This window comes from Trinickia sp. Y13 (genome assembly GCF_029522115.1).
In the GTDB taxonomy this organism is placed as follows: domain Bacteria; phylum Pseudomonadota; class Gammaproteobacteria; order Burkholderiales; family Burkholderiaceae; genus Trinickia.
In genome coordinates, this window is record NZ_JAKWFK010000001.1 from 378737 (window position 1) to 399597 (window position 20861).

A 20861-nucleotide genomic window follows, 5' to 3' on the forward strand; every position below is an offset into this window, starting at 1 on the left:
GGCGACGGGGAGACATAGATGGCAATCGATTATCAGACGCTGCGGTTCGAATACCGGCGTCATGCGGAGCAAGAGGGCGGGCCGGCGGCTGCAATCCATCCGGTGATCGTCGTCGGCGCGGGCCCCGTAGGCTTGGCCACGGCGATCGACTTGGCGCAGCGCGGCGTGAGCGTCGTCGTGGTGGACGACGACAACTGCCTGTCGACGGGTTCGCGCGCGATCTGTTTTTCAAAGCGATCGCTCGACATTTTCGACCGGCTGGGCTGCGGCGAGGCCATGGTCGAAAAGGGCGTGCGCTGGCATGTGGGCAAAGTGTTCTTGAAGGACGAACTGGTCTATTCGTTCGACCTGTTGCCCGAGAGCGGCCACCGTCGCCCTGCGTTCATCAATCTGCAGCAGTACTACGTGGAAGGCTTTTTGATCGAGCGCGCCAAGGCGCTGCCGAATTTGCAGATCCGGTGGAACAACAAGGTAGTGGGCGTGATTCGGCGTGACGCAGCGCAGCCGGGGCAAGCACCGGTCACGCTCACGATCGATACTCCCGATGGCGAATATACGCTCGACGCGCGCTACGTCGTGGCGGCCGACGGCTCGCGCAGCCCGATGCGCCATATGCTCGGACTCGAAAGCAAAGGGCGCACGTTCAAGGATCGCTTCTTGATTGCCGACATCAAGATGGAAGCCGATTTTCCATCGGAGCGTTGGTTTTGGTTCGACCCGCCGTTTCATCCGAATCAATCGGTGCTGCTCCACCGGCAGCCGGACAACGTCTGGCGCATCGATTTCCAGCTCGGATGGGATGCCGATCCCGTGCTCGAGAAAACGCCCGAGCGTGTGATTCCGCGCGTGCGCGCGCTGCTCGGCCCCGACGTGAAATTCGAAATCGAGTGGGTGAGCGTCTATACGTTTTCTTGCTTGCGCATGGATAGCTTTCGGCATGGCAACGTCTTGTTCGTCGGCGACGCGGCGCACGGTGTCTCGCCGTTCGGCGCCCGCGGCGCGAACAGCGGCTTTCAAGACGCCGAAAATCTCGCATGGAAGCTCGAGATGGTGCTGGCCGGGCGCGCGCCAGACAGCCTGCTCGATACTTATGCACGCGAGCGCGAGTATGCGGCCGACGAGAATATCTTGAACTCGACGCGCTCCACCGATTTCATCACGCCGAAAAGTCCCATCAGCCGCGTATTTCGCGATGCCGTGCTCACGCTCGCACGCCGCCACGCCTTCGCGCGGCGTCTCGTCAACAGCGGGCGGCTTTCCGTGCCTGCGCTCTTGAGCGAATCCACACTGAACACGCCCGATCGGGACCGGTTCGACGGCGCCATGATGCCGGGCGCATCGTGCGTCGATGCCCCGGTCACGCGCGACGGGATGCAAGATTGGCTGCTCGGGCACATCGGCAACCGGTTCACGGTGTTGGTCTTTGCGGCGGCGCAAGGGCTGCGCGCCGAGGAGAAGGCTGCGATAGAACGTGTGCGCTCCCTTGGGGTGCCCATGCAGATCGCTGTCGTCGGCCCGAAGGAAACATCGCCCGACGCCGAGCAGTGGATAGCCGACGCGACGGCTATCGGTGCGCAGGCGTTGCGCGATGTGGACGGGCTGGCGGCCGAGCGTTACGACGGCGCCGCGGGCACGGTGTATCTAATGCGCCCTGATCAGCACGTGTGCGCGCGCTGGCGGCACGTCACCGCGAACGACGTCTCGGCTGCGCTCGCGCGGGCGCTCGGGGTGGCCGGGGCGCTCGGGGTGGCATAGGAGAGCTGAACGACGATGAGCCCTATTCATACGCATTGCTTGATTAGCACTCCTAATTACTTGATCGACGCGGGAGGCGACCGATGAAGCTCGAGACGCAACTGAATTTGACGCAGCCCGACGATTTTTACGAGGCGTTGATCGATATGCATCGGGATTTGAACGACGCGCAAAGTCAAAGTGCTAACGCCCAATTGATCTTGCTGCTCGCCAACCATATCGGCGATCAAGCGACGCTTGCCGAGGCGATCGGTCTCGCCCGGCAAGCCGCGCTCGAAGCGAGTCCCATCGCTGCCGCACCGCTGCGCGGCATGAGCGAACCCTTACCCAAGTAGCCGCGCCGATCGGCGCGTTAGACGCCGAGGCGCTTTTTCCCCTCCTGGAGCGAGACAAATGACCCGATCGATCGATGCCGCCGTGCAAGCGGCAGGCCGGACCCTGCCCGGCGACGACGCCCTTTACCGCAAAATCGCGCTGCGCGTCGTGCCGTTTCTATTCCTTTGTTATGTCGTGTCGTTTCTCGATCGCATCAACATCGGTTTCGCGCAACTGCAGATGAAGCACGATCTTGGTTTTAGCGATGCGATGTACGGCCTTGGCGCGGCGATCTTCTATATCGGCTATGTTGTATGCGAAGTGCCGAGCAACATGCTGCTGGCCCGCTTCGGCGCAAGACGCACCTTCGCGCGCATCATGCTGTTGTGGGGCGTGGCTTCGGTCGGGACGATGTTCGTGCAGACGCCGGGACAGTTTTACGCGCTGCGTTTCGCGCTCGGCGTATTCGAGGCCGGATTCTTCCCGGGGATCGTTTTGTATCTGACTTACTGGTTCCCGGCAGCGCGCCGAGCCGCGATGCTGTCGATCTTTTTCGCCGGCGTGGCCGTCGCGGGGGTGCTCGGCGGCTTGTTTTCGGGCTGGCTCATGCGCGAGACGACCGGCGTATTGGGGCTGGCCGGTTGGCGCTGGATGTTCGCGATCGAAGGGGCGCCCGCGCTCGTGCTGGGCGTGTTGTCCTTGACTTGGCTCGTCGATGGGCCGAAGCAAGCCGTGTGGCTGAACACGGAGGAGAAAGCCCGCGTCGCGCAGGCCCTGGCGCATGAGACACGCGACGCTGCCCGTGAGCACGGAAGCGGTGCGTTCGCTCAAGCGCTGCGCACGCCGCGCGTATATCTGCTCGCGTTCATTTACTTTTCGTTGACCTGCGCATCGCTGACGCTGAATTTTTGGATGCCGCTCATGATCCGCGATTTCGGCATCACCGATGTCGTTTCGATCAGCCTTTACACGGCCGTTCCCAACGCGTTGGGCGTCGTCGGACTCATCGCGATCGCGCGTCATTCCGATCGAACGGGTGAACGCCGGCGGCACTTCGCTTTTTGCACGATCGGCGGCGGCATGGCGCTCGTCGCGCTGACCGCGCACCTGTCGAGTTTTGCGGCCATGCTGGCGATTCTCTGCTGCGCGACGATTTTGATCTTCGCGGCGTTGCCGATCTTCTGGACGATGCCCTCGCATTGCCTGTCGACGGCGGCAGCGGCGCCGGGCATTGCCCTCGTCAGCAGCATCGGGATCACGAGCGGCATCGTCAGCCCGTGGGTCATCGGGCAGATCAAAGTGAGCACGGGCAGCATGGACGATGCGCTTTACCTGTTGACCGCCTTGCTCGTCGCGAGCGGATGCGCCGTGCTCCTGACGATGCGCGAAGCCCGCGGATAGACGTGCGTCCGAGCGACACCCGTGCCGTTCCCGCCAGTGCTGCTTGCCGACGGCGCTTCCGATCCTGCCTTCTCGACCGAGCTTCGAGCGCAAGAACCGCTATCGGATTTGCATCGAGACGAAACTTCGGGTGTTATCGCGCTGGATCAACAACGCTACCTCCTTGCCGCTGCGTTCGAGCAATGCTTCGAGCGCATTGCGCGTGTCGACGCGCTCGCTGTTCACCGACAAGATGACGTCGCCGGCCTGAATTCCGGCGGCCTCGGCGGCGCCCGTCGCGGCGTCGACCACGACGCCGCCGGTGGCCCCCGACGCGCGGCGTTCGTCTTCGCTCAACGCATGCACGGTCAGTCCCATGCGTTCGATCACGTTGCGTTCGGCGGCGCCCGCGCCTCTCGGTCTCGCGGCGTTCTCGCCGTCCTGCCCGGGGCGCGCCGCGACGATCGCCGTCAATTGCATCGGCTTCTTGTTGCGAACGACGGTGAGCGCGACCTTCGATCCGGGCGGTAACGCCGACACATAGTCGGTAAGGTCGCTTTCATGCTCGATCATCTTGCCGTTGATGCGCGTGATGACGTCGCCCGCTTTGAGCGGGTTCGCGGACGAGCCGCGCCCCGCGGGCGCCGCGGAGGTGACGAGCGCCCCGGTTGCATGCGGCAGCCCGAATGCCGCGGCCAGGCCCGGATCGACATCCTGCGTTTGAATGCCCAAGGTGCCGCCGCTCACCTTGCCTTGCCCTTGCAACTGCGCACGCAGCCTGAGCGCCGCGTCGATCGGGATCGCCAATGTCAGGCTCCGGTAGCGTCCCGTATTCGCATAGACCTGCAGATTGACGCCGATCACGGCGCCGTTGCGATCGAGCAGCGGACCGCCCGAGGTGTCCGGATCGGGGGCGATGTCGGTTTCGAGGAAGGTGAAGCTGTTACCGTCCGCCAGCGCATGCGGCGTGACGCTGATGAGGCCGGAGGTGGCCGCATTCTGCGGGCCATCGGGCGAGCCGATCGCCAAGACGCGCTCGCCGACGCGCACGTGCGATGCGTTGCCCATACGCACGGTCGGCAGCCTGCCGGCGCCTTCGATCTGCAGCAGTGCGACATCGGTTTGGGGGTCGACGCCGAGCACATCGGCTTTGAATTGACGGCGGTCCGTCAACGTGACGACGACTTGCTCGGCGCGGTTGACGATGTGCGCCGTCGTCACCACGATGCCGTCTGCGCTGATGATGAAGCCCGAGCCCGTGCCCCAAACGACGCGCGGCGCATCGGGCACCGTCGAGGGCGCTGCCGGTTGCGCCGACGTCGCTCGCACCAGCGCGAAGACCGGGTCGTCCGGGTCGAGATTGTCGAGCGCAGGTGGGGCCGTTGCCTGATCGGCCGTATCTTCCCGCGTTGTCGCGACGATGTTCACGACGGCCGGCCCATAGCGCTCGACCATCGCGGCAAAATCCATCTGCACCGCGGCGGGTGCGGCAGCGGCTGCCGCAGCGGCAGCGGCGGTGGCGGCAGCTGCAGCGGGCGGCGGCGCATGCTGGCTCTTGGCGGATGGCGCGCGCGGCTGGGCGCTCGACACCGTCGGTGAAAGAAACACCGCGCCGCCGATCAACGCGATCGTCGCTGCGGCGCGGAGCACAGCGCGGGCCTCGGCCCGCCAAGTCTCGCTACGCACGGCAAACCCCCTCGGATAATTGTCTCGCGGGTGGCCGGCTCAATGGTGATCGAATGCGCTCGGTCGATGTCGGTCCCCAGCGCAACCATTGTCGGCCGGACAACCCGCAGGCGGCTGTGAGCGAGCGCACGATCGCGGTGTAACAGTCGGCTCGAATTGCCGGGGGCGCGCTTGCGACGCTTCGCCCCGTCGCAGAAAAGCGCGGCTTCGAGACCTTCGTCGGGGCGCCGTTCACGTGCATACTCCTTAAGCCCTGCTTAAGGGGCACGAGTCACATTACAGAATGTCAGGAAAGCGGGCCCTCACGCCTTCTGCGCCTCGAGAACGGAACTCACATGCCTTACTTTGGAATCGGCCTTCACGTCATCGTCGCGATTTACTTCGCGGTGCATGCCGTGCGCCATCGACAAAACATTTATTGGTTGTTCGTGCTCTTTGCGTTTCCCATGCTCGGCAGCCTAGTGTATTTCTTCGCCGTTTACTTGCCGAGCTGGCGGCAGTCGCGCGGGGCGTATGTCGCGACGCGCGCGATCACGCAGTTCGTGGATCCGAACCGCGCCGTGCGCGAAAGCCGTGCCGAGGTCGATCGGGCGCCTACCGTGGCGAACCGCATGCGGCTAGGCAATGCGCTATTGGAAGCCGGGAACCCGCAAGACGCGATCGAGCAGTTTCAAATGGCGGCGAATGGGCCATTCGCGAACGATCCCGCGTTGTTGCTGGGCTTGGCGCGTGCGCAGTTCGAACTCGCGCGGTATGCCGATGCCGAGGCGGCATTGACGCTGCTCTTCACGCATCATCCGCACTTGCGTCAGCAAGCGCAGCCGTCGCTGCTTTACGCACGCACGCTCGCGGCGCTCGGGGCCGTGGGCGCGCGGGCCGCGTTCGAGGTGGCGCTCGCCTGCGCGAGCGATGCGGCGCCGCGCTGCTTGTTTGCCGATTGGCTCGCCGCGCAACCGAGCGAAGCCGACCGCAAGCGCGCCGCCGCGTTGTACGAAGACATTTTACAGGACGGCAAACATTGGCCGCGCCACGCGCGCGCGCATAACCGCGAGTGGTTGCAGCGGGCGCAGTCGGCGCGGGCCTCCATGCCGGCTCATTGAGCGGGCGAGCGTCGATCCGCCGGCATCTTTTCCCTTCCTTTAACGCTCGGGCAGGCGCCACGCCCATTGCGCCCCCGAGCCGTCTCGATCGCCATCGCCGCACCCGCATTCAAATAGTCGCCTTAACGGATTCGCACTAGGCGTAAACACGGGGCGCGACGGCGAGAAACCGTGGTTTCAAGCCGATATAAGCGCTGTCACATGGGCTTCATGTCGCCCGATTGATGGGACGCGATTTTGTGTTCGCCTACGCTTCGTGACAGCAAAGTGAACGCGATGGGGCGCAAGCGCATGCGTCGCATGGCACGAGCGGCGTGAGGCCGCCCCCGCGCTCGCGAAACTACGCCAACATCGGCTCGCCCGTCTGCAAGACATTCCCCCGCTAGGCCTTCGCGGCCTTCGAGCCGATTGGATTCAGACGGATCAGAGCAGAGAAGAGCAGATTCGAGACAACCCTGATGACGGCCCGCGCGGCCGTTTCAGCATGCTGATAAAGGAGCAAGCTCATGAGTGATACCCAGGCGCGGCCGATCGTCGGCTCCGGCGCGACGGACGGCTTCGGCACCAAGGGCGCCGTGGACCGATATTTCGACATTTCGGCGCGAGGCAGCACGGAGCGCCGCGAAATCGTCGCGGGCGTCACCACGTTCTTGGCGATGGTGTATTCGGTGTTCGTGGTCCCCGGCATGCTCGGCAAAGCCGGATTCGATACGAGCGCCGTATTCGTCGCGGTCTGCCTCACGACGGCTTTCGGCTCGCTGTTGATGGGCTTATGGGCGAAGCTGCCGATCGCGATCGGCTGCGCGATTTCGCTCACCGCGTTCACCGCGTTCGGTCTGGTTTTGGGCAAGGGGATCTCACCGACGGTCGCGCTCGGAGCTGTCTTCTTGATGGGGCTTGTCTTTACCGCGATTTCCGTCACCGGCGTGCGCTCGTGGATCCTGCGCAATCTGCCAGCGGGCGTCGCGCATGGCACGGGTATCGGGATCGGGCTGTTCTTGCTGCTGATCGCATCGAACGATGTCGGGCTCGTGATCAAGAATCCGGGCGGCGGCCTGCCGCTCGCGCTCGGACACGTCACGGGGTTCCCCGTGGTGATGTCGGTGATCGGTTTGGCAGCCATTTTCGGGCTCGAGCGGCGCCGCGTGCCGGGCGGGATCTTGCTTGTCGTCGTCGCCGTGTCGGCGATCGGTCTCGCCTTCGATCCGAGCGTGAAATTCCACGGCGTATTTGCGTTGCCTTCTCTGAGCGCGCCGGGGCACGCATCGCTGATCGGTGCGATGGATATCAAAGGCGCGCTGTCGGTGGCGGTGCTGCCCAGTGTCTTCGCGCTCGTCATGACCGCGGTCTTCGACGCCACGGGCACGATCCGCGCCGTGGCGGGGCAGTCGGGGCAGCTCGACGAGAAGGGCCGCATCGTCAACGGCGGCCGTGCGTTGACGGCCGATTCGCTCAGTTCGATTTTCTCCGGATTTCTCGGCGGCGCGCCGGCAGCGGCCTATATCGAATCGAGCGTGGGCGTCGCCGCGGGCGCGAAGACGGGGCTGGCCGCCGCGGTGGTCGGCCTGCTGTTTCTCGTCGTAATGTTCTTTTCGCCCCTTGCTGGGTTGGTGCCGTCGTATGCGACAGCGCCCGCGTTGATGTACGTGGGCCTCTTGATGCTCTCGAGTGTGAGCAAACTGCACATGGACGATAGCGTCGATGCGATGGCCGGCCTCGTCACCGCCGTATTCATCGTGCTGACGGCCAACATCGTGACCGGCATCATGCTCGGCTTCGCGACGCTCGTCATCGGCCGCATCGTGAGCGGCGAATGGCGCAAGCTGAACCTTGGCACCGTATCGATTGCCGTCGTGCTGGTGGCTTTCTATGCGGGAGGGTGGGCGATCTGACGAGAGGGAGCTTCGAGCCCGGGAAGCGCTCGTTTCCCGGCTTTTCGTAGACGATCGAACAGTAGGCGCGCATCGGCCGCTTTGGAGCGGCGCGCTACAATGACCGCCGGTGAAACGTGGCGCGACGTGGCGCCGGTTGCGTTCGAATCGATTGTCAACGGAGCTCTCATGCGATTGCAAACCCCATTTCTGTTCGACCTCGACGGCACCCTCGTAGATAGCGTCTATCAGCACGTGCTTGCGTGGAAACAAGCGCTCGATGCCGAAGGGATTGCATTATCCGTGTGGCGGATTCATCGCAAGATCGGCATGAGCGGCGGGCTGTTCACGGCGCAGCTATTGCGCGAGACGCAGGCGCATGTGAGCGAGGAAGCCATCAACCGGCTGCGCGACGCGCATGCCGACGCCTATCTCCAGTTTCGCGGCCAAGTGCGGCCGTTACCCGGCGCTCGGGAGCTATTGAGCGCCTTGTCGCAGGCCGGCATCCCATGGGCGATCGCAACCAGCGGGCGCATGCACACGGCCGCGCTCAATCTGGAGGCGCTGGGCGTGGATCCGGCCAAGGACGTCGTCGTGACGCGCGACGACGTCAAATACGCCAAGCCCGACCCGGACCTCTTCATCGCCGCGGCAGAGCGGCTCGGCGTCCCGATCGAGCACGCGGTCGTGGTGGGCGACAGCATCTGGGACATGCTTGCGGCAAAGCGTTGCCGCGCGCTGGGCGTGGGGTTGCTCTCGGGCGGTTACGGCACCGACGAGCTCGAACGGGCGGGTGCGCTAAGGGTTTATGACGACCCGGCGGATTTGCTTTGCCACCTAGACGAGATCGCGGCTCGACCATAAGCCTACTCGCTCTTATTGCAGGTCGATGCGACTTCCATGCCGGGGACGGTATGGATGTCTCGCGGGCAATTCAAAACGAAAACTGAAACGAAATTCCCTGTTTTGTCCCAGAACGGTTCCCCTCTCCCAAATTTCCTTGAAGCACCGATTTCGGCTCAGTAAATAGAAACCACGCACCGCGATCGCTCGAACCGCCGGTGCGACAAAAACGCCCCGGAGGAGACGAACGAGGGGCCCCCGAAATCCTGTTCCGCAAGCGCGCACGGGTATTTACTGGAGGAGGAGCCGTTTCATGTCATCCCATCCACACATCGATTCCCGCATGGTTCGCCGCGTCGCCATGGCCAGTGTCATCGGCGCGACGGTCGAATGGTACGACTTCTTTCTTTACGGCGTAGTCGCCGGCATCGTCTTCAACAAGCTTTACTTTCCGGCGAACGACCCGCTCGTGTCGATACTGCTTGCTTATTCGACGTTCGCGGTGGGCTTCGTCACCCGCCCGATCGGCGGCGTGTTGTTCGGTCACTTCGGCGATCGCATCGGGCGCAAGTCCGCGCTGATCCTCTCGCTGTTCATCATGGGCGTGTCGACCGTAGGCGTCGCCTTCGTCCCAACCTACGCGCAGATCGGCGTAGCCGCGCCGATTCTGTTGTTGTCGCTGCGCGTGCTGCAGGGCATCGGGCTCGGCGGAGAATGGGGCGGCGCGGTGTTGATGGCATACGAATATGCGCCTGCGCACCGGCGAGGACTGTATGCGAGCCTGCCGCAAATCGGCTTGTCGATCGGACTGTGCCTTGCCTCGGGCATGGTGGCGGCGGTGTCGCATCTGTTGTCGGAACAGGCGTTTTTCGCGTGGGGCTGGCGCGTGGCGTTCGGCGCCTCGCTCGTGCTCGTCATGATTGGCCTTTATATCCGGCTCAACGTGATGGAAACTCCGGAATTCGTCGCGCTCAAGCGCAACCGCAACGAAGTGCGGCTGCCGTTCGTCGAGATGCTCGCCAGCTACCGTCGCGAGTGGGCGCTCGGCATGGGAGCGCGCTATATCGACGGCGTGTTCTTCAATATCTTCGCCGTGTTTTCGATCGGATACCTCACGCAGCACATCAAGATGGATCGCACCGATGCGCTGCTCGGCGTGATGATGGCCGCCTTCGTCATGTGCTTCTTCATTCCGATCTTCGGCGCCCTGTCCGATCGCATCGGCCGCGCGCGCGTGTACATGTGGGGCTCGCTGCTTTGCGGCGCGTCGGTCTATCCGGCTTTTTGGTTGATCGAAAGCCAGCCGGGCAATACCCTCTTGATTTGGCTCGCCATCGTCATCCCGTTCGGCATTTGCTACGCCATGGTGTATGGGCCCGAAGCCGCGCTGTTCTCCGAGCTCTTCGATGCGAGCGTGCGTTACACGGGCATCTCGTTCGTCTATCAGTTCTCCGGCATTTTCGCGAGCGGCATCACGCCGATCATCGCGACGGCGCTGTGGAAGATGAGCGGAGGAAAATGGTGGACCATTTGCGCCTACGTGCTGTTTTCCGCGCTGGTATCGGCCGCTTCGGCGCGCGCGATCGAACGCGGCCGCGGCGCGCGCTTGTCGACGCACGAGAACCCGGCGGTCAGCGCGCCGTAATGTCCTCGCGTTCGCGTTCTCGCATCGTCACGCCGCCGTAGCGCGGCCTCCATCGCCGTGTGGCATCAAGCGCGGAACGTCTTGGCGGTTTCTTCGGCGGCGTGCCGCAAATCCGGTTCGAAGGCCAGCAAGTCCTGTAGCGTGAGCCGCCCCACCGGCGCCTGCACCGCAATCGCTGCGCAGGCGCGGTGACGGTCGAGCATGACGGGCACGGCGATGGCGATCAGCCCCTGAAGATGCTCTTGATCGTTGACGGCCAACCGGCGCCGTCGCGTCAAAGCGAGCTCACGGCGCAGCACTTCGCGGCTCGTGATCGTGCGCTCGGAATAGGGGCGCAGCGGCAGCGTTTCGATCACGCGCTCGCGCCGGTCCTTCGGCAGAAAACTAATCAAGAGCTTGCCGCTAGCGGAACAATGCAGCGGCACGTGCGACCCCGGCTGCAAATGCAGGCGCAACGGCCACTCCGTTTCCACGCGGTCGATATAGACGACGTCGTTGCCCGACAGCATCGTCAAGTTGCATGTCTCGCCGATCTTCGCCACGAGCTGCTCGAGCAGTACATGGCGCGCGGCGGCCGGGCCAGCATGCATGAGCACGTTCACGGCCAGCATGCGCACGCGCGGCGAACATTCGTAGCGTTTGTCGCCCGCGCCGCGCGTGACGAGCCACGCATCGGTCAACTGCACGAGGATGCGGTGCATCGTCTGTTTCGGCAGGCCGAGCGTGGTCGCGAGATCCATCATCGATAACGGGTGGCCAGCCGCCGCCAACGTTTCGAGCACACGAAACGCTCGCACCGCCGCCGCATTCGATTGATTCGATCCCGACATGCCGTCTCCTCATCCGGCGCACGTGCCGCGCCACCTTCATTGTGTATCGGATCGCACGGTTTTCGGGACTGGGAGAAGTCCCGAAATTCGCGTTTTTCCATACGCGAGCGAGCACAGTCGACAAATGGTCGGGAAACGGGACTCGCACGCCATTGGCGCAGCCTAGATTGGCTGTACCGCCAATCTTTCTTGCAATGGGAGCGTGTATGAATGTGAGGGCTACAACGGCCGAAACGGCAAGCGTGCCGGCCGCGGACGACGTGACGCGCGAGGTGGGCGCGCTCGTCGCCCGCGCACGCGAGGCGCAGCGCGTCTTCGAGCAAGCGGGTCAAACGGCGCTCGATACGGCTGCGGCCGCGGCGGCCTGGGCGATCATGGAGCCGGGGCGCAATCGCCGCCTCGCGCAGCTCGCGGTGCGCGACACGGGCCTTGGCAACGTCGAGGACAAGGTGCAAAAGAACTTCCGCAAGACGCTCGGGCTGCTGCGCGATTTGCACGGCAAGCGCACTTGCGGCGTGATCGCGCGCGACGCCGAGCGAGGCATCGTCGAGATCGCCCGGGCGGTTGGGGTCGTGGCCGCCGTGACGCCATCGACCAATCCAGCGGCCACGCCCGCGAACAAGATCGTCAACGCGCTCAAATGCGGCAACGCAGTGATCGTATCGCCGTCGCCCAAAGGGTATACGTCGTGCGCGCTGCTCGTTCAGTTCATTCATCAGCAGTTTGACAAAGCCGGACTCGACCCGGCGCTCGTGCAACTGCTGCCGGCTCCCGTCAGCAAAGCGGCCAGCGCCGCGTTGATGGCCCAAGCGGACCTCGTGGTGGCGACGGGCTCGCAAGCGAACGTACGCATGGCCTACGCGAGCGGTACGCCGGCTTTCGGCGTCGGGGCGGGCAATGTCGCGTCGATCGTCGAACGCTCGGCCGATCTCGCCGATGCGGCGCGCAAGATCGCGCTGTCCAAGACGTTCGACAATGCGACGAGCTGTTCTTCCGAAAACAGCGTCGTGATCGAGGACGCGATCTATGACGCGATGCTCGGCGAGCTGCAACGGTGCGGGGGCGTATTGCTCGATGCGGCGCAAAAAGCCCGGCTGCAAGCGGCGATGTGGCGCGACGGCAAACTTTCGGAGCACTGCACCGCAAAGCCGGCGTCGCGCATCGCGCAAACGGCGGGGCTGGAGGAGATCGCGGCGCGCGAGCCCGCGTTTTTGATGGTGGAGGAGAGCGGCTTCGGGGCCGAGCACCCCTTCTCTGGCGAAAAGCTCGCGCCGGTGCTCGCGCTCTATCGCGCGAGCGATTTCGAGGCGGCGGCAAGCGTCGTGCGCCAGCTCTACGCGTATATGGGCGCGGGCCACTCGGTGGGCTTGCATACCGCGCATCTCGATCACGCAGTTCAATTGGGCGAGCGCTTGCCCGTTGCGCGCGTGATCGTCAATCAAGCGCATTGCCTTGCCACGGGCGGCAACTTCAACAACGGTCTGCCGTTTTCCTTGTCGATGGGATGCGGCACTTGGGGCCGCAACAATTTTTCGGGCAACCTCGATTACCGCTATTACCTGAATGTGACGCGGGTGGCCTATCCGATCGAGGAACGCGTGCCCGAACTCGACGCGCTGCTCGGCGAGTACTTCAGGAGCGTCGGCCGATGAAAACGCCTACGACACTGCGCGCATTGATCGACATGCGCGCGATGCAATCTCCAGACGAGCCGTTCCTGTTGACCACCTTCGCGCAGGATGACGCGCGTACCGCTGAGGCTGCGGCGATCACCTTCTCCATGCTTCATGCGCAGTGCCGCGAGCTCGAGGCGCGCTTTCGGGCGGCGGGACTGCGGCGGGGCGACGTCGTATCCGTGTTCATGGGCAACGGCGTGCAAACCGCCACGCTGCTACTCGGGGCGATGTATAGCGGGCTCATTGCTCACCCGCTCAACCTGCTGTGTCAGGCGTCGCAGTTGCGCTACATCGTCGAGCACTCGGATACCCACATGATTTTCGTTTGCGACGAAACGGCCGAGGCGATCGCGGCCGCTTGCTCGGCGCTTTCCGAGCAAGCGCCTACGCGAGACATTGCGCTCGTCCGTACGGCGCCCGATGCGCTCGAATTGCCGGCGCTGGCGGCGGCCCGTCTCGCGCTGGCCGAAACCGCGTCGGCGGGCGCCGAGGAAGAACCCGCGGACGAAGATCCCGTGCTCGCTTGCGTCGAGCCGAACGACATCGCGTTGTTGATGTACACGTCCGGCACGACAGGCGCGCCCAAAGGCGTGCTGCTGAGCCACCACAATCTACTGGCCAATGCCCGCAACATCAGCGCCGAGCACCGGCTCGGCGGAGCCGACCGCGTGCTCGCTTCGTTGCCGCTTTATCACATCAATGGCCTCGTCGTGACGCTGCTCGCGCCGCTTTTCCACGGTGGCTCGGTCGTGATGACGCCGCGCTTTTCGGCGCGCACGTTCTGGCAAGACGTTTCGCGCTTGCACTGCACCTGGATCAACCTCGTGCCGACGATAGTCGCGTATCTGCTGGGCGGGGAGCAACCGCAAGGGTGCGACCTCTCGGCGCTCAGGTTCTGCCGCACGGCATCGGCGGCGCTCCCCGCCGATCATCATCGCGCGTTCGAGGCGCGCTTTGGCATCGGCATCGTCGAAACGATGGGGATGACCGAAACGGCCGCGCCGATCTTCAGCAACCCCTATGAGCCCGCATTGCGGCGCATCGGCAGCATCGGGCTGCCTTCGGGCGCGCAGGCGAAGGTGATCGATCGCGAGGGCCGCGAATGCGCGGCGTACGAGGCCGGTGAGATCGTGCTGCGCGGCGAGCAAATCATGCAGGGCTACTACAAGCGGCCCGACGAAACCGCGAAGGCGTTCACGGCGGACGGCTGGTTGCGCACGGGCGATCTCGGGTACCGCGACGACGATGGATATTTCTACATCAACGGCCGCGCGAAGGAACTGATCATCAAAGGCGGCGAGAACATCGCGCCGCGCGAGATCGACGAAGCGCTATTGCGCCACCCGGGCGTATTCGATGCGGCCGCGGTGGGCGTGCCCGATCCGGCTTACGGGCAGGAGATCGTCGCATTCGTCGTCGCGCGCGAGGCGCATTGGGACGGCGCACCGGACGCCGGGGAGCTGCGCGCGCACTGTCTGCGGGAACTGGGACGGTACAAAACGCCAAAGGAAATCCACTTCGTCAGCGAACTGCCGCGCGGCCCGTCGGGCAAGGTGCAGCGTCTGAAGCTCGTCGCCCCCGCGCCCGACTGACGCGGACGGCACGGGTTGCCCGCGCCCAGGCGCGGCCCAGTATGGACACCGAATTTCCCAAGAAAGAGACGGTAGGAGACATCGACATGAAACAACGTGCGCAGCGCGTGAAGACGCGCCACATCATTTTGGCGGTCATGTGCCTCATGTATTTCATCTCATACATCGATCGCGTGAACATCGCGGTCGCCGGACCGCTGATCCGCCACGAGATGGGCTTGACCACCGTGCAACTCGGTCTCGTTTTTTCGGCGTTCGCTTATCCCTATGCAGCCATGCAGATCATCGGCGGATGCTTATCCGACAAATTCGGGCCGAAGCTCGTGCTCACCGTGCTCTCGCTGATTTGGGGCGCGGCCACGCTGGCGACGGGCTTCGCCGGCAGTGTGGCCACGCTCGTCGCGCTGCGCTTCATGCTGGGGATCGGCGAAGGCGGCGCATTTCCGTCCGCGACGCGTGCGTTCACTTACTGGATGCCCGTGCGCGAGCGCGGCTTCGCGCAAGGCATCACGCACAGCTTCGCGCGTCTGGGCGGGGCCGTCACGCCGCCGCTCGTGCTCGCCGTTGTCGTCGCAGGCGGTTGGCGCGATGCGTTCATCTTGCTGGGCGTCGCTAGCCTTGCTTGGACCGTGCTCTATTTGTTCGTATTCACGAACACGCCCGAGCAGAATCGTCGCATCACGCGCGAGGAAACCGCCGAAATCGGCTACCGAAGCGGCGATTGCGAACGCGCCAAGCGCGCGCCTACGCCATGGCGCAAGCTGATCCGGCGCATGTGGCTCGTCACGTTCGTCGACTTTTGTTACGGCTGGCTGTTGTGGGTCTACTTGACGTGGCTGCCGTCGTACCTGAAGGAGTCGCGCGGCTTCGATCTGAAGCATCTCGCGCTGTTCACGGCGTTGCCGTTGCTCGCCGGGGTGGTGGGCGACACGTTGGGCGGCGTGGTGTCGGACCGCATTTATAAAAGCACAGGGAGGCTGCGTCTTGCGCGCGTCGCCGTGCTCGTCGTCGGCATGGGCGGTTCGCTCGCGTTTCTCTTGCCGATGATTTCGGTCGCCGATCCGATGACGGCGGTTTGGCTGCTCACCGGGTCGTTCTTCTTTCTGGAAATCACGAATCCGGTGCTATGGACCCTGCCGCTCGATATCGCCGGCAAGTACGCCGGGACCGCTGGCGGGATGATGAACACCGGGTTCGGCATCGCGGGAATGATTTCTCCCGTGGCGTTCGGCTATCTGATCGAACACACCGGCAGCTACAACGCGCCGTTCATGGTCTCGGCCGGTTTGCTTGCATTGGGCTTGGTCGCCGCGTTGTTCATCGACACCGCGCGCACCGTGGAAGCCGACGAGGAGCGCGAGCGCGAGCACGGGGAGGGGTCCGCGGCGCGCGGCGCATTCGCGTTTCTCGACGCAGCGCCGGCCGTGCGGCTCGAGCGCCATTCGCTGCGCCGGCCGCTGCGCTGGTGGCGCTGAGTGGGCGCGGCCGCGTCAAACGCCGGCGACAGCCGGTTCGCGCTGCGACACCGCTTGCGCCGCACGGTCTTCGAGGATCATATCGGCTGCCTTCTCGGCGATCATGATCACCGGCGCATTGGTGTTGCCCGACACGAGCTCCGGCATGATCGACGCGTCGACCACGCGCAAGCGGGCCACCCCGCGCACGCGCAGACGCTCGTCGACGACGGCGAACGGGTCGTTGCCCATCTTGCAGGTGCACGCGGGATGGTAGATGGACTGACTGAACTGGCGGGCGGCATCGAGCAGCTCGGCATCGCTGCGATAGTGCGCGCCCGGCGTGAATTCGGACACGATATGCGGCGCGAGCGAGGGCGCGGCAGCGATGCGGCGCGCGACCTTGATCGCGCCCACGACGACCGGATGATCGCGCTCGTCGGACAAATAGTTGGCATGGATCAGCGGGTAGCGCAGCGGGTCGGGCGAGACGATCTCGATCTGGCCGCGGCTGAATGGCCGCAGTTGGCATACCGACGCCGTGAAGGCGGAGAACCGATGCGCGCCGTGTCCGGGCTTATCCGCGCTGAGCGGCTGCATGTGAAATTGGATGTCGGGCCGATCGACGCCGGGGCGCGAGCGCGTGAAGATAGCGACCTGGCTCGCGGCAAGCGTCAGCGGGCCGGTGCGCCACAGCGCGTACTGCATGCCGATCCACGCTTTGCGCAGCGGGTGATTGACTTCGTCGTTGAGCGTGCGCTCGCGCGTGCGGTACACGAGCCGAACTTGCAGATGATCTTGCAGGTTGCGGCCCACGCCGGGCAGATCGAGCAGCACCGGCACGCCGGCGCGTTGCAGCACGCTTGCCGGGCCGATGCCCGAGTGTTGCAGAAGCTGCGGCGAGCCGATCGCGCCGGAGGCGAGAATCACCTCGGCGCGCGCGCACACGAACTTGCGCTCGCCGTCTTGCAGGTATTCGACGCCGATCGCGCGCTTGCCCGCAAAGCGCACGCGGCAAGCCTGCGCATGCGTGAGAACGTGCAAATTGCGGCGCCCGCGCGCCGGTTTCAGGAAGCCTTTCGCGGTGCTCCATCGAAAGCCTTTGTGGGCCGTTTGCTGGAAGTAGCCGACGCCTTCCTGGCTGGCCCCGTTGTAGTCGGGATTGAAGGGGATGCCGATTTCCTGCGCGGCGGCGATGAAGTGATCGGCGATGGGGCGGCGCAAGCGCAGATCGGACACTTTCAACGGTCCGCCCACGCCGTGATAGGCGTTCGCGCCGCGTTCCTGATCTTCGGATTTCTTGAAGTAGGGCAGCACCTCGGCATAGCTCCAGCCGCGGTTGCCCAATTCGGCCCAGCGATCGTAATCCTCGCGCTGTCCGCGCACATAGAGCAGGCCGTTGAGCGAGCTGGACCCGCCGAGCACCTTGCCACGCGGCCAATCGACGCTGCGGCCGGCGAGATTGGCGTCGGGCTCGGTGCGATAGCACCAGTCGAGCTCGGGGTCGTGCATGGTCTTGAAATAGCCCACCGGCACGTGAATCCACGGATTGGTGTCGGCGCCCCCGGCCTCGAGCAAGAGGACGGTGTTGCGCGGGTCGGCGCTCAGGCGATTGGCCAATACGCATCCCGCCGATCCCGCACCGACGATGACATAGTCGACTTCCGGTTCCATGAAAGGGTCTCCTGACAGCCCCTGCGAGGCCGCGTGAGTGCGCGCCGCACAGGGTCGCTTCACTGTCGCGGATGGCGGGAGGCGGCGCAAGACCCGCCCGCGCTGCGCGGACCAAACTGAAACGGAAAATATAGATTCGGGATCAAAAGAGACCGGCGCTGCGCGGCGCACGGCGCTGTACCCAACGAAACGCCGTCACTGGCGCTATGAGCGGCGCGGGCGCGGACGATACGATGCGATTCGAGGCGCGAACGGCTCGCCGGCGAGGCAAAGGAGAAAGCGGTGACGACGGATTTCATGCAGGACAGGCCCGATCGAATGGTTTCGGTGCGAGAGTGCTTCGGCATCGACACGAGTTTGATGGCACCCATGTTCGCCGAGCGCGACGCTCACGTGCCCGATATCGATCCGGCCTACCGGTTCGATCCCGACGTCACGCTGGCGATCCTCGCGGGCTTCATGCGCAATCGGCGCGTGATGGTGCAGGGTTTGCACGGCACGGGTAAATCGACGCATATCGAGCAAGTTGCAGCGCGGCTGAACTGGCCGTGCGTGCGCGTGAACCTCGACGGGCATATCAGCCGGCTGGATCTGGTCGGCAAGGATGCCATCGTCGTGCGCGAGGAGCGGCAGATCACCGAGTTCCAAGAGGGGATCGTGCCGTGGGCCCTGCAGCGGCCCGTTGCGTTGATCTTCGACGAATACGATGCCGGCCGGCCCGACGTCATGTTCGTGATCCAGCGCATCCTCGAGCGCGACGGCAGTTTCACGCTGCTCGATCAGAACCGCGTGATTCGACCGCATCCGTCCTTCCGGCTATTCGCCACGTCCAATACCGTTGGCCTGGGCAACCTGAACGGGCTTTACCACGGCACGCAGATGCTCAACCACGCGCAGATGGACCGCTGGAACGTCGTCGCGAAGCTGAGCTATCTGCCGCCCGAGAAGGAGGCCGATATCGTGCTGGCGCGGGTGCCGGAAATGGACGATTCGGCCGGTCGCGCGCGCGTCGAGCAGATGGTCGCGATGGCGGCGCTCACACGCCGAGGCTTCGCCGCAGGCGATCTGTCGACGCTGATGTCGCCGCGCACGGTGATCAACTGGGCGGAGAACTGCCAAATTTTCAAGGACGCCGAACTCGCATTTCGCCTGACGTTCCTGAACAAGTGCGACGAATCCGAGCGTCCTATCGTCGGCGAGTACTATCAGCGCTGCTTCGGCGTCGAACTGTGCGAGGCGGGGCACGAAGCCGAAGCGGGCGGCGGCGCCTCGACGCCGACATGACGCCGCCGCCTGAAACAGTGTGCGCCGCGGCGCGCCGCGAACGCTTGTGCGCGGCCGTGGCCCGCGCGCTGACGGGCGATGCCGCCTTGCATTACCGAAGCGGACGCTTGTGCCGGCAGGTGCGGCCGTTGCCGTTGCATGCGCCGCATCTGCGCAGCGACGCGACGCGCGACGATTTCGCTCTGCTTCGCGGCGCAGCCGATTGCGCGGCGATGCGGCTCGTGCATTCGGACGCGGCGTTGCATCGGTCGTTATCCCCTGCGCCTTACGTCGAGCGCTTGTTGTTCGAGATACTCGAGCAGATTCGGTGCGAGGCTCAGCCTGCGCCGGGCATGCACGGGCTAGCACGCAACCTGCGCGAGCGTTTCGAGTCTTGGTCGCGCGGCTGTTGCAGAGCGGGCCTCGCTGACGATCACCTCGGCATCCTCGTCTATACGGTCGTGCAAATTACATGGTCGCGCGTGACGGGTTGGCCGGTCCTTGGCGAAACGGAAGATCTCATCGAGGCCACGCGTGCCGGCATCGTCCCGCAGATCGGCACGGACTTGGCGGGGTTGCGCCGGCATCGCTTCGATCAACGCGCCTACGCCCGGCATGCGTGCGAGTTGGCGCATCGGATCGCATCGATGCTCGCGCATGCGCGCGCCGGGTTCGTCGATACCGGAGGCGATTGCCGAAAACCCGACGACCCTTTGAGCGCCTTCTCGCTCTGGGTGGACTTCGACGAATCGCAGGAGGCCGGTGCGGGAAGCGCGACGCTGGGGGCAAGCCGAAACCTGGACCCGACCGCGCAGGGTTACCGGGCATACACGACGCAGTTCGACCATGAGGTGCGCGCAGCAGCGCTCGCCAGGCGGGCGCTGCTGCGCGAATACCGCGCGAAGCTCGACGAGCGCATTGCACAGAGCGGCATCGACAGCGCGCGCATTGCACGCGCGTTGCAGGCAGCGCTTGCCGTCCCGCGCAGGGATGGCTGGTCGTTCGGCGAGGAAGACGGGCGCATCGACGGACGCCGCTTGGCGCAGGTCGTCAGTTCGCCCGCCGAGCGGCGCGTGTTCATGCGAGAGCGGATGCGCCCGCATGGCGATTGCGCGATCGGTTTTTTGATCGACTGTTCGGCATCGATGAAGGCGCAGATCGAAACGATTGCGATGCTGGTCGACAGCCTCGTGCGCGCGGGCGAGCAAGCCGGGCTTGTAACCGAAGTGCTCGGTTTCACGACCGGCGCATGGAATGGCGGGCGCGCGCGCCTTCAGTGGCTCGCGTGCGCACGGCCGCCGCATCCGGGACGCCTGAACGAGCTTTGCCATATGGTGCTCAAGAGCGCGAACGATAGTTGGCGGCGTGCGCGCACCGACATCGCCGCGCTGTTCAAGGCCGATCTGTTTCGCGAGGGCGTGGACGGCGAGGCCGTCGAGTGGGCGTGCGCGCGGCTGGCCGCGGTGCCGGTCACGCGGCGCATCCTCGTCGTGATCTCGGATGGCAGCCCAATGGATGCAGCCACCGCCCAGGCCAACGACGCGGCCTATCTCGATGCGCATCTGAAGGAGGTGCTTTTGCGCCACGAGACGCTGCGCGACGTGGACGTGGTGGGGCTAGGCATCGGGCGCGACTTGAGCGCTTACTACCGGCATTGCGCGACGTTGGACCCGGCAGCGCCGCTCGATATGAAGCGGCTCGCCGGGGTGGCACGGTGGATTGGAGCGAGGCGCTAGCCCACGTAGCCGACGTAGCCGTCGGCCATGCGGCGGCCCCG

15 protein-coding genes are annotated in these 20861 nt (G+C 64.8%); 12 read left to right on the top strand and 3 right to left on the bottom strand.

Features of this window, described 5'->3' with window-relative positions:
• The first annotated feature begins 18 nt into the window (after positions 1-18).
• From MMB74_RS01615 to MMB74_RS01625, 3 genes are all read left to right on the top strand, one after another.
• Positions 19-1755, top strand: a complete 1737-nt coding sequence (locus MMB74_RS01615) for an FAD-dependent oxidoreductase (protein WP_277426839.1) — start codon at positions 19-21, stop codon at positions 1753-1755.
• Positions 1756-1838: 83 nt separating this feature from the next.
• Complete coding sequence (locus tag MMB74_RS01620; protein ID WP_277426840.1) at positions 1839-2090, top strand: DUF2783 domain-containing protein; 252 nt, start codon at positions 1839-1841, stop codon at positions 2088-2090.
• Positions 2091-2148: 58 nt separating this feature from the next.
• Positions 2149-3471: an MFS transporter gene (locus MMB74_RS01625; protein ID WP_277426841.1), complete on the top strand. Its 1323-nt coding sequence runs from the start codon at positions 2149-2151 to the stop codon at positions 3469-3471.
• Between the two features lie 99 nt (positions 3472-3570).
• Here the strand turns inward: MMB74_RS01625 and MMB74_RS01630 are convergent, their stop codons facing one another.
• A complete protein-coding gene (locus MMB74_RS01630) occupies positions 3571-5100 on the bottom strand; it encodes a trypsin-like peptidase domain-containing protein (protein WP_277426842.1) in 1530 nt (509 codons plus the stop codon).
• Positions 5101-5471: 371 nt separating this feature from the next.
• Between MMB74_RS01630 and MMB74_RS01635 the strand changes: the two genes are divergently transcribed.
• The 4 genes from MMB74_RS01635 to MMB74_RS01650 all read left to right on the top strand — a co-directional run bounded on the left by MMB74_RS01635 (position 5472) and on the right by MMB74_RS01650 (position 10595).
• Positions 5472-6236, top strand: coding sequence for a tetratricopeptide repeat protein (locus MMB74_RS01635; RefSeq protein ID WP_277426843.1), 765 nt, complete (start codon positions 5472-5474; stop codon positions 6234-6236).
• Positions 6237-6742: 506 nt separating this feature from the next.
• Complete coding sequence (locus MMB74_RS01640) at positions 6743-8128, top strand: NCS2 family permease (RefSeq protein WP_277426844.1); 1386 nt, start codon at positions 6743-6745, stop codon at positions 8126-8128.
• Positions 8129-8296: 168 nt separating this feature from the next.
• The gene (locus tag MMB74_RS01645) at positions 8297-8971 is read left to right on the top strand and encodes an HAD family hydrolase (RefSeq protein WP_277426845.1); all 675 of its coding nucleotides are present in this window, start codon (positions 8297-8299) and stop codon (positions 8969-8971) included.
• 292 nt (positions 8972-9263) lie between these two features.
• A complete protein-coding gene (locus MMB74_RS01650) occupies positions 9264-10595 on the top strand; it encodes an MFS transporter (protein ID WP_277426846.1) in 1332 nt (443 codons plus the stop codon).
• Positions 10596-10660: 65 nt separating this feature from the next.
• On the opposite strand, the gene MMB74_RS01655 is transcribed toward MMB74_RS01650, so the two are convergent.
• Positions 10661-11425, bottom strand: coding sequence for an IclR family transcriptional regulator (locus MMB74_RS01655; protein ID WP_277426847.1), 765 nt, complete (start codon positions 11423-11425; stop codon positions 10661-10663).
• A gap of 206 nt (positions 11426-11631) precedes the next feature.
• Here MMB74_RS01655 and MMB74_RS01660 point away from each other — a divergent pair, with 206 nt between their 5' ends.
• The 3 genes from MMB74_RS01660 to MMB74_RS01670 all read left to right on the top strand — a co-directional run bounded on the left by MMB74_RS01660 (position 11632) and on the right by MMB74_RS01670 (position 16168).
• Positions 11632-13077 carry an aldehyde dehydrogenase family protein gene (locus MMB74_RS01660; RefSeq protein ID WP_277426848.1) on the top strand — a complete coding sequence of 482 codons (1446 nt, stop codon included), beginning with the start codon at positions 11632-11634 and terminating at the stop codon, positions 13075-13077.
• Entirely contained in the window at positions 13074-14693 is a 1620-nt protein-coding gene (locus MMB74_RS01665; RefSeq protein ID WP_277426849.1) for an AMP-binding protein, read from the top strand. The genes MMB74_RS01660 and MMB74_RS01665 overlap by 4 nt, the downstream gene beginning before the upstream one ends.
• A gap of 86 nt (positions 14694-14779) precedes the next feature.
• Positions 14780-16168 (top strand): MFS transporter, encoded by a 1389-nt coding sequence (locus MMB74_RS01670; RefSeq protein WP_277426850.1) that lies wholly within the window; start codon positions 14780-14782, stop codon positions 16166-16168.
• Between the two features lie 15 nt (positions 16169-16183).
• Here the strand turns inward: MMB74_RS01670 and MMB74_RS01675 are convergent, their stop codons facing one another.
• Positions 16184-17821, bottom strand: a complete 1638-nt coding sequence (locus MMB74_RS01675; RefSeq protein WP_277426851.1) for a choline dehydrogenase — start codon at positions 17819-17821, stop codon at positions 16184-16186.
• Between the two features lie 297 nt (positions 17822-18118).
• On the opposite strand from MMB74_RS01675, the gene MMB74_RS01680 reads away from it, so the two are divergent.
• Positions 18119-19105 (top strand): AAA family ATPase, encoded by a 987-nt coding sequence (locus MMB74_RS01680; RefSeq protein WP_277427118.1) that lies wholly within the window; start codon positions 18119-18121, stop codon positions 19103-19105.
• Positions 19102-20820, top strand: a complete 1719-nt coding sequence (locus tag MMB74_RS01685) for a cobalt chelatase (RefSeq protein WP_277426852.1) — start codon at positions 19102-19104, stop codon at positions 20818-20820. The genes MMB74_RS01680 and MMB74_RS01685 overlap by 4 nt, the downstream gene beginning before the upstream one ends.
• Positions 20821-20861: the final 41 nt, after the last annotated feature.

What these genes read in the sequence shown, in the direction of transcription:
- MMB74_RS01615 (WP_277426839.1), top strand. Translation starts at nt 19, where the DNA reads ATGGCAATCGATTATCAGACGCTGCGGTTCGAATACCGGCGTCATGCG.
- MMB74_RS01620 (WP_277426840.1), top strand. Translation starts at nt 1,839, where the DNA reads ATGAAGCTCGAGACGCAACTGAATTTGACGCAGCCCGACGATTTTTAC.
- MMB74_RS01625 (WP_277426841.1), top strand. Translation starts at nt 2,149, where the DNA reads ATGACCCGATCGATCGATGCCGCCGTGCAAGCGGCAGGCCGGACCCTG.
- MMB74_RS01635 (WP_277426843.1), top strand. Translation starts at nt 5,472, where the DNA reads ATGCCTTACTTTGGAATCGGCCTTCACGTCATCGTCGCGATTTACTTC.
- MMB74_RS01640 (WP_277426844.1), top strand. Translation starts at nt 6,743, where the DNA reads ATGAGTGATACCCAGGCGCGGCCGATCGTCGGCTCCGGCGCGACGGAC.
- MMB74_RS01645 (WP_277426845.1), top strand. Translation starts at nt 8,297, where the DNA reads ATGCGATTGCAAACCCCATTTCTGTTCGACCTCGACGGCACCCTCGTA.
- MMB74_RS01650 (WP_277426846.1), top strand. Translation starts at nt 9,264, where the DNA reads ATGTCATCCCATCCACACATCGATTCCCGCATGGTTCGCCGCGTCGCC.
- MMB74_RS01655 (WP_277426847.1), bottom strand. Translation starts at nt 11,425, where the DNA reads ATGTCGGGATCGAATCAATCGAATGCGGCGGCGGTGCGAGCGTTTCGT.
- MMB74_RS01660 (WP_277426848.1), top strand. Translation starts at nt 11,632, where the DNA reads ATGAATGTGAGGGCTACAACGGCCGAAACGGCAAGCGTGCCGGCCGCG.
- MMB74_RS01665 (WP_277426849.1), top strand. Translation starts at nt 13,074, where the DNA reads ATGAAAACGCCTACGACACTGCGCGCATTGATCGACATGCGCGCGATG.
- MMB74_RS01670 (WP_277426850.1), top strand. Translation starts at nt 14,780, where the DNA reads ATGAAACAACGTGCGCAGCGCGTGAAGACGCGCCACATCATTTTGGCG.
- MMB74_RS01675 (WP_277426851.1), bottom strand. Translation starts at nt 17,821, where the DNA reads ATGGAACCGGAAGTCGACTATGTCATCGTCGGTGCGGGATCGGCGGGA.
- MMB74_RS01680 (WP_277427118.1), top strand. Translation starts at nt 18,119, where the DNA reads ATGCAGGACAGGCCCGATCGAATGGTTTCGGTGCGAGAGTGCTTCGGC.
- MMB74_RS01685 (WP_277426852.1), top strand. Translation starts at nt 19,102, where the DNA reads ATGACGCCGCCGCCTGAAACAGTGTGCGCCGCGGCGCGCCGCGAACGC.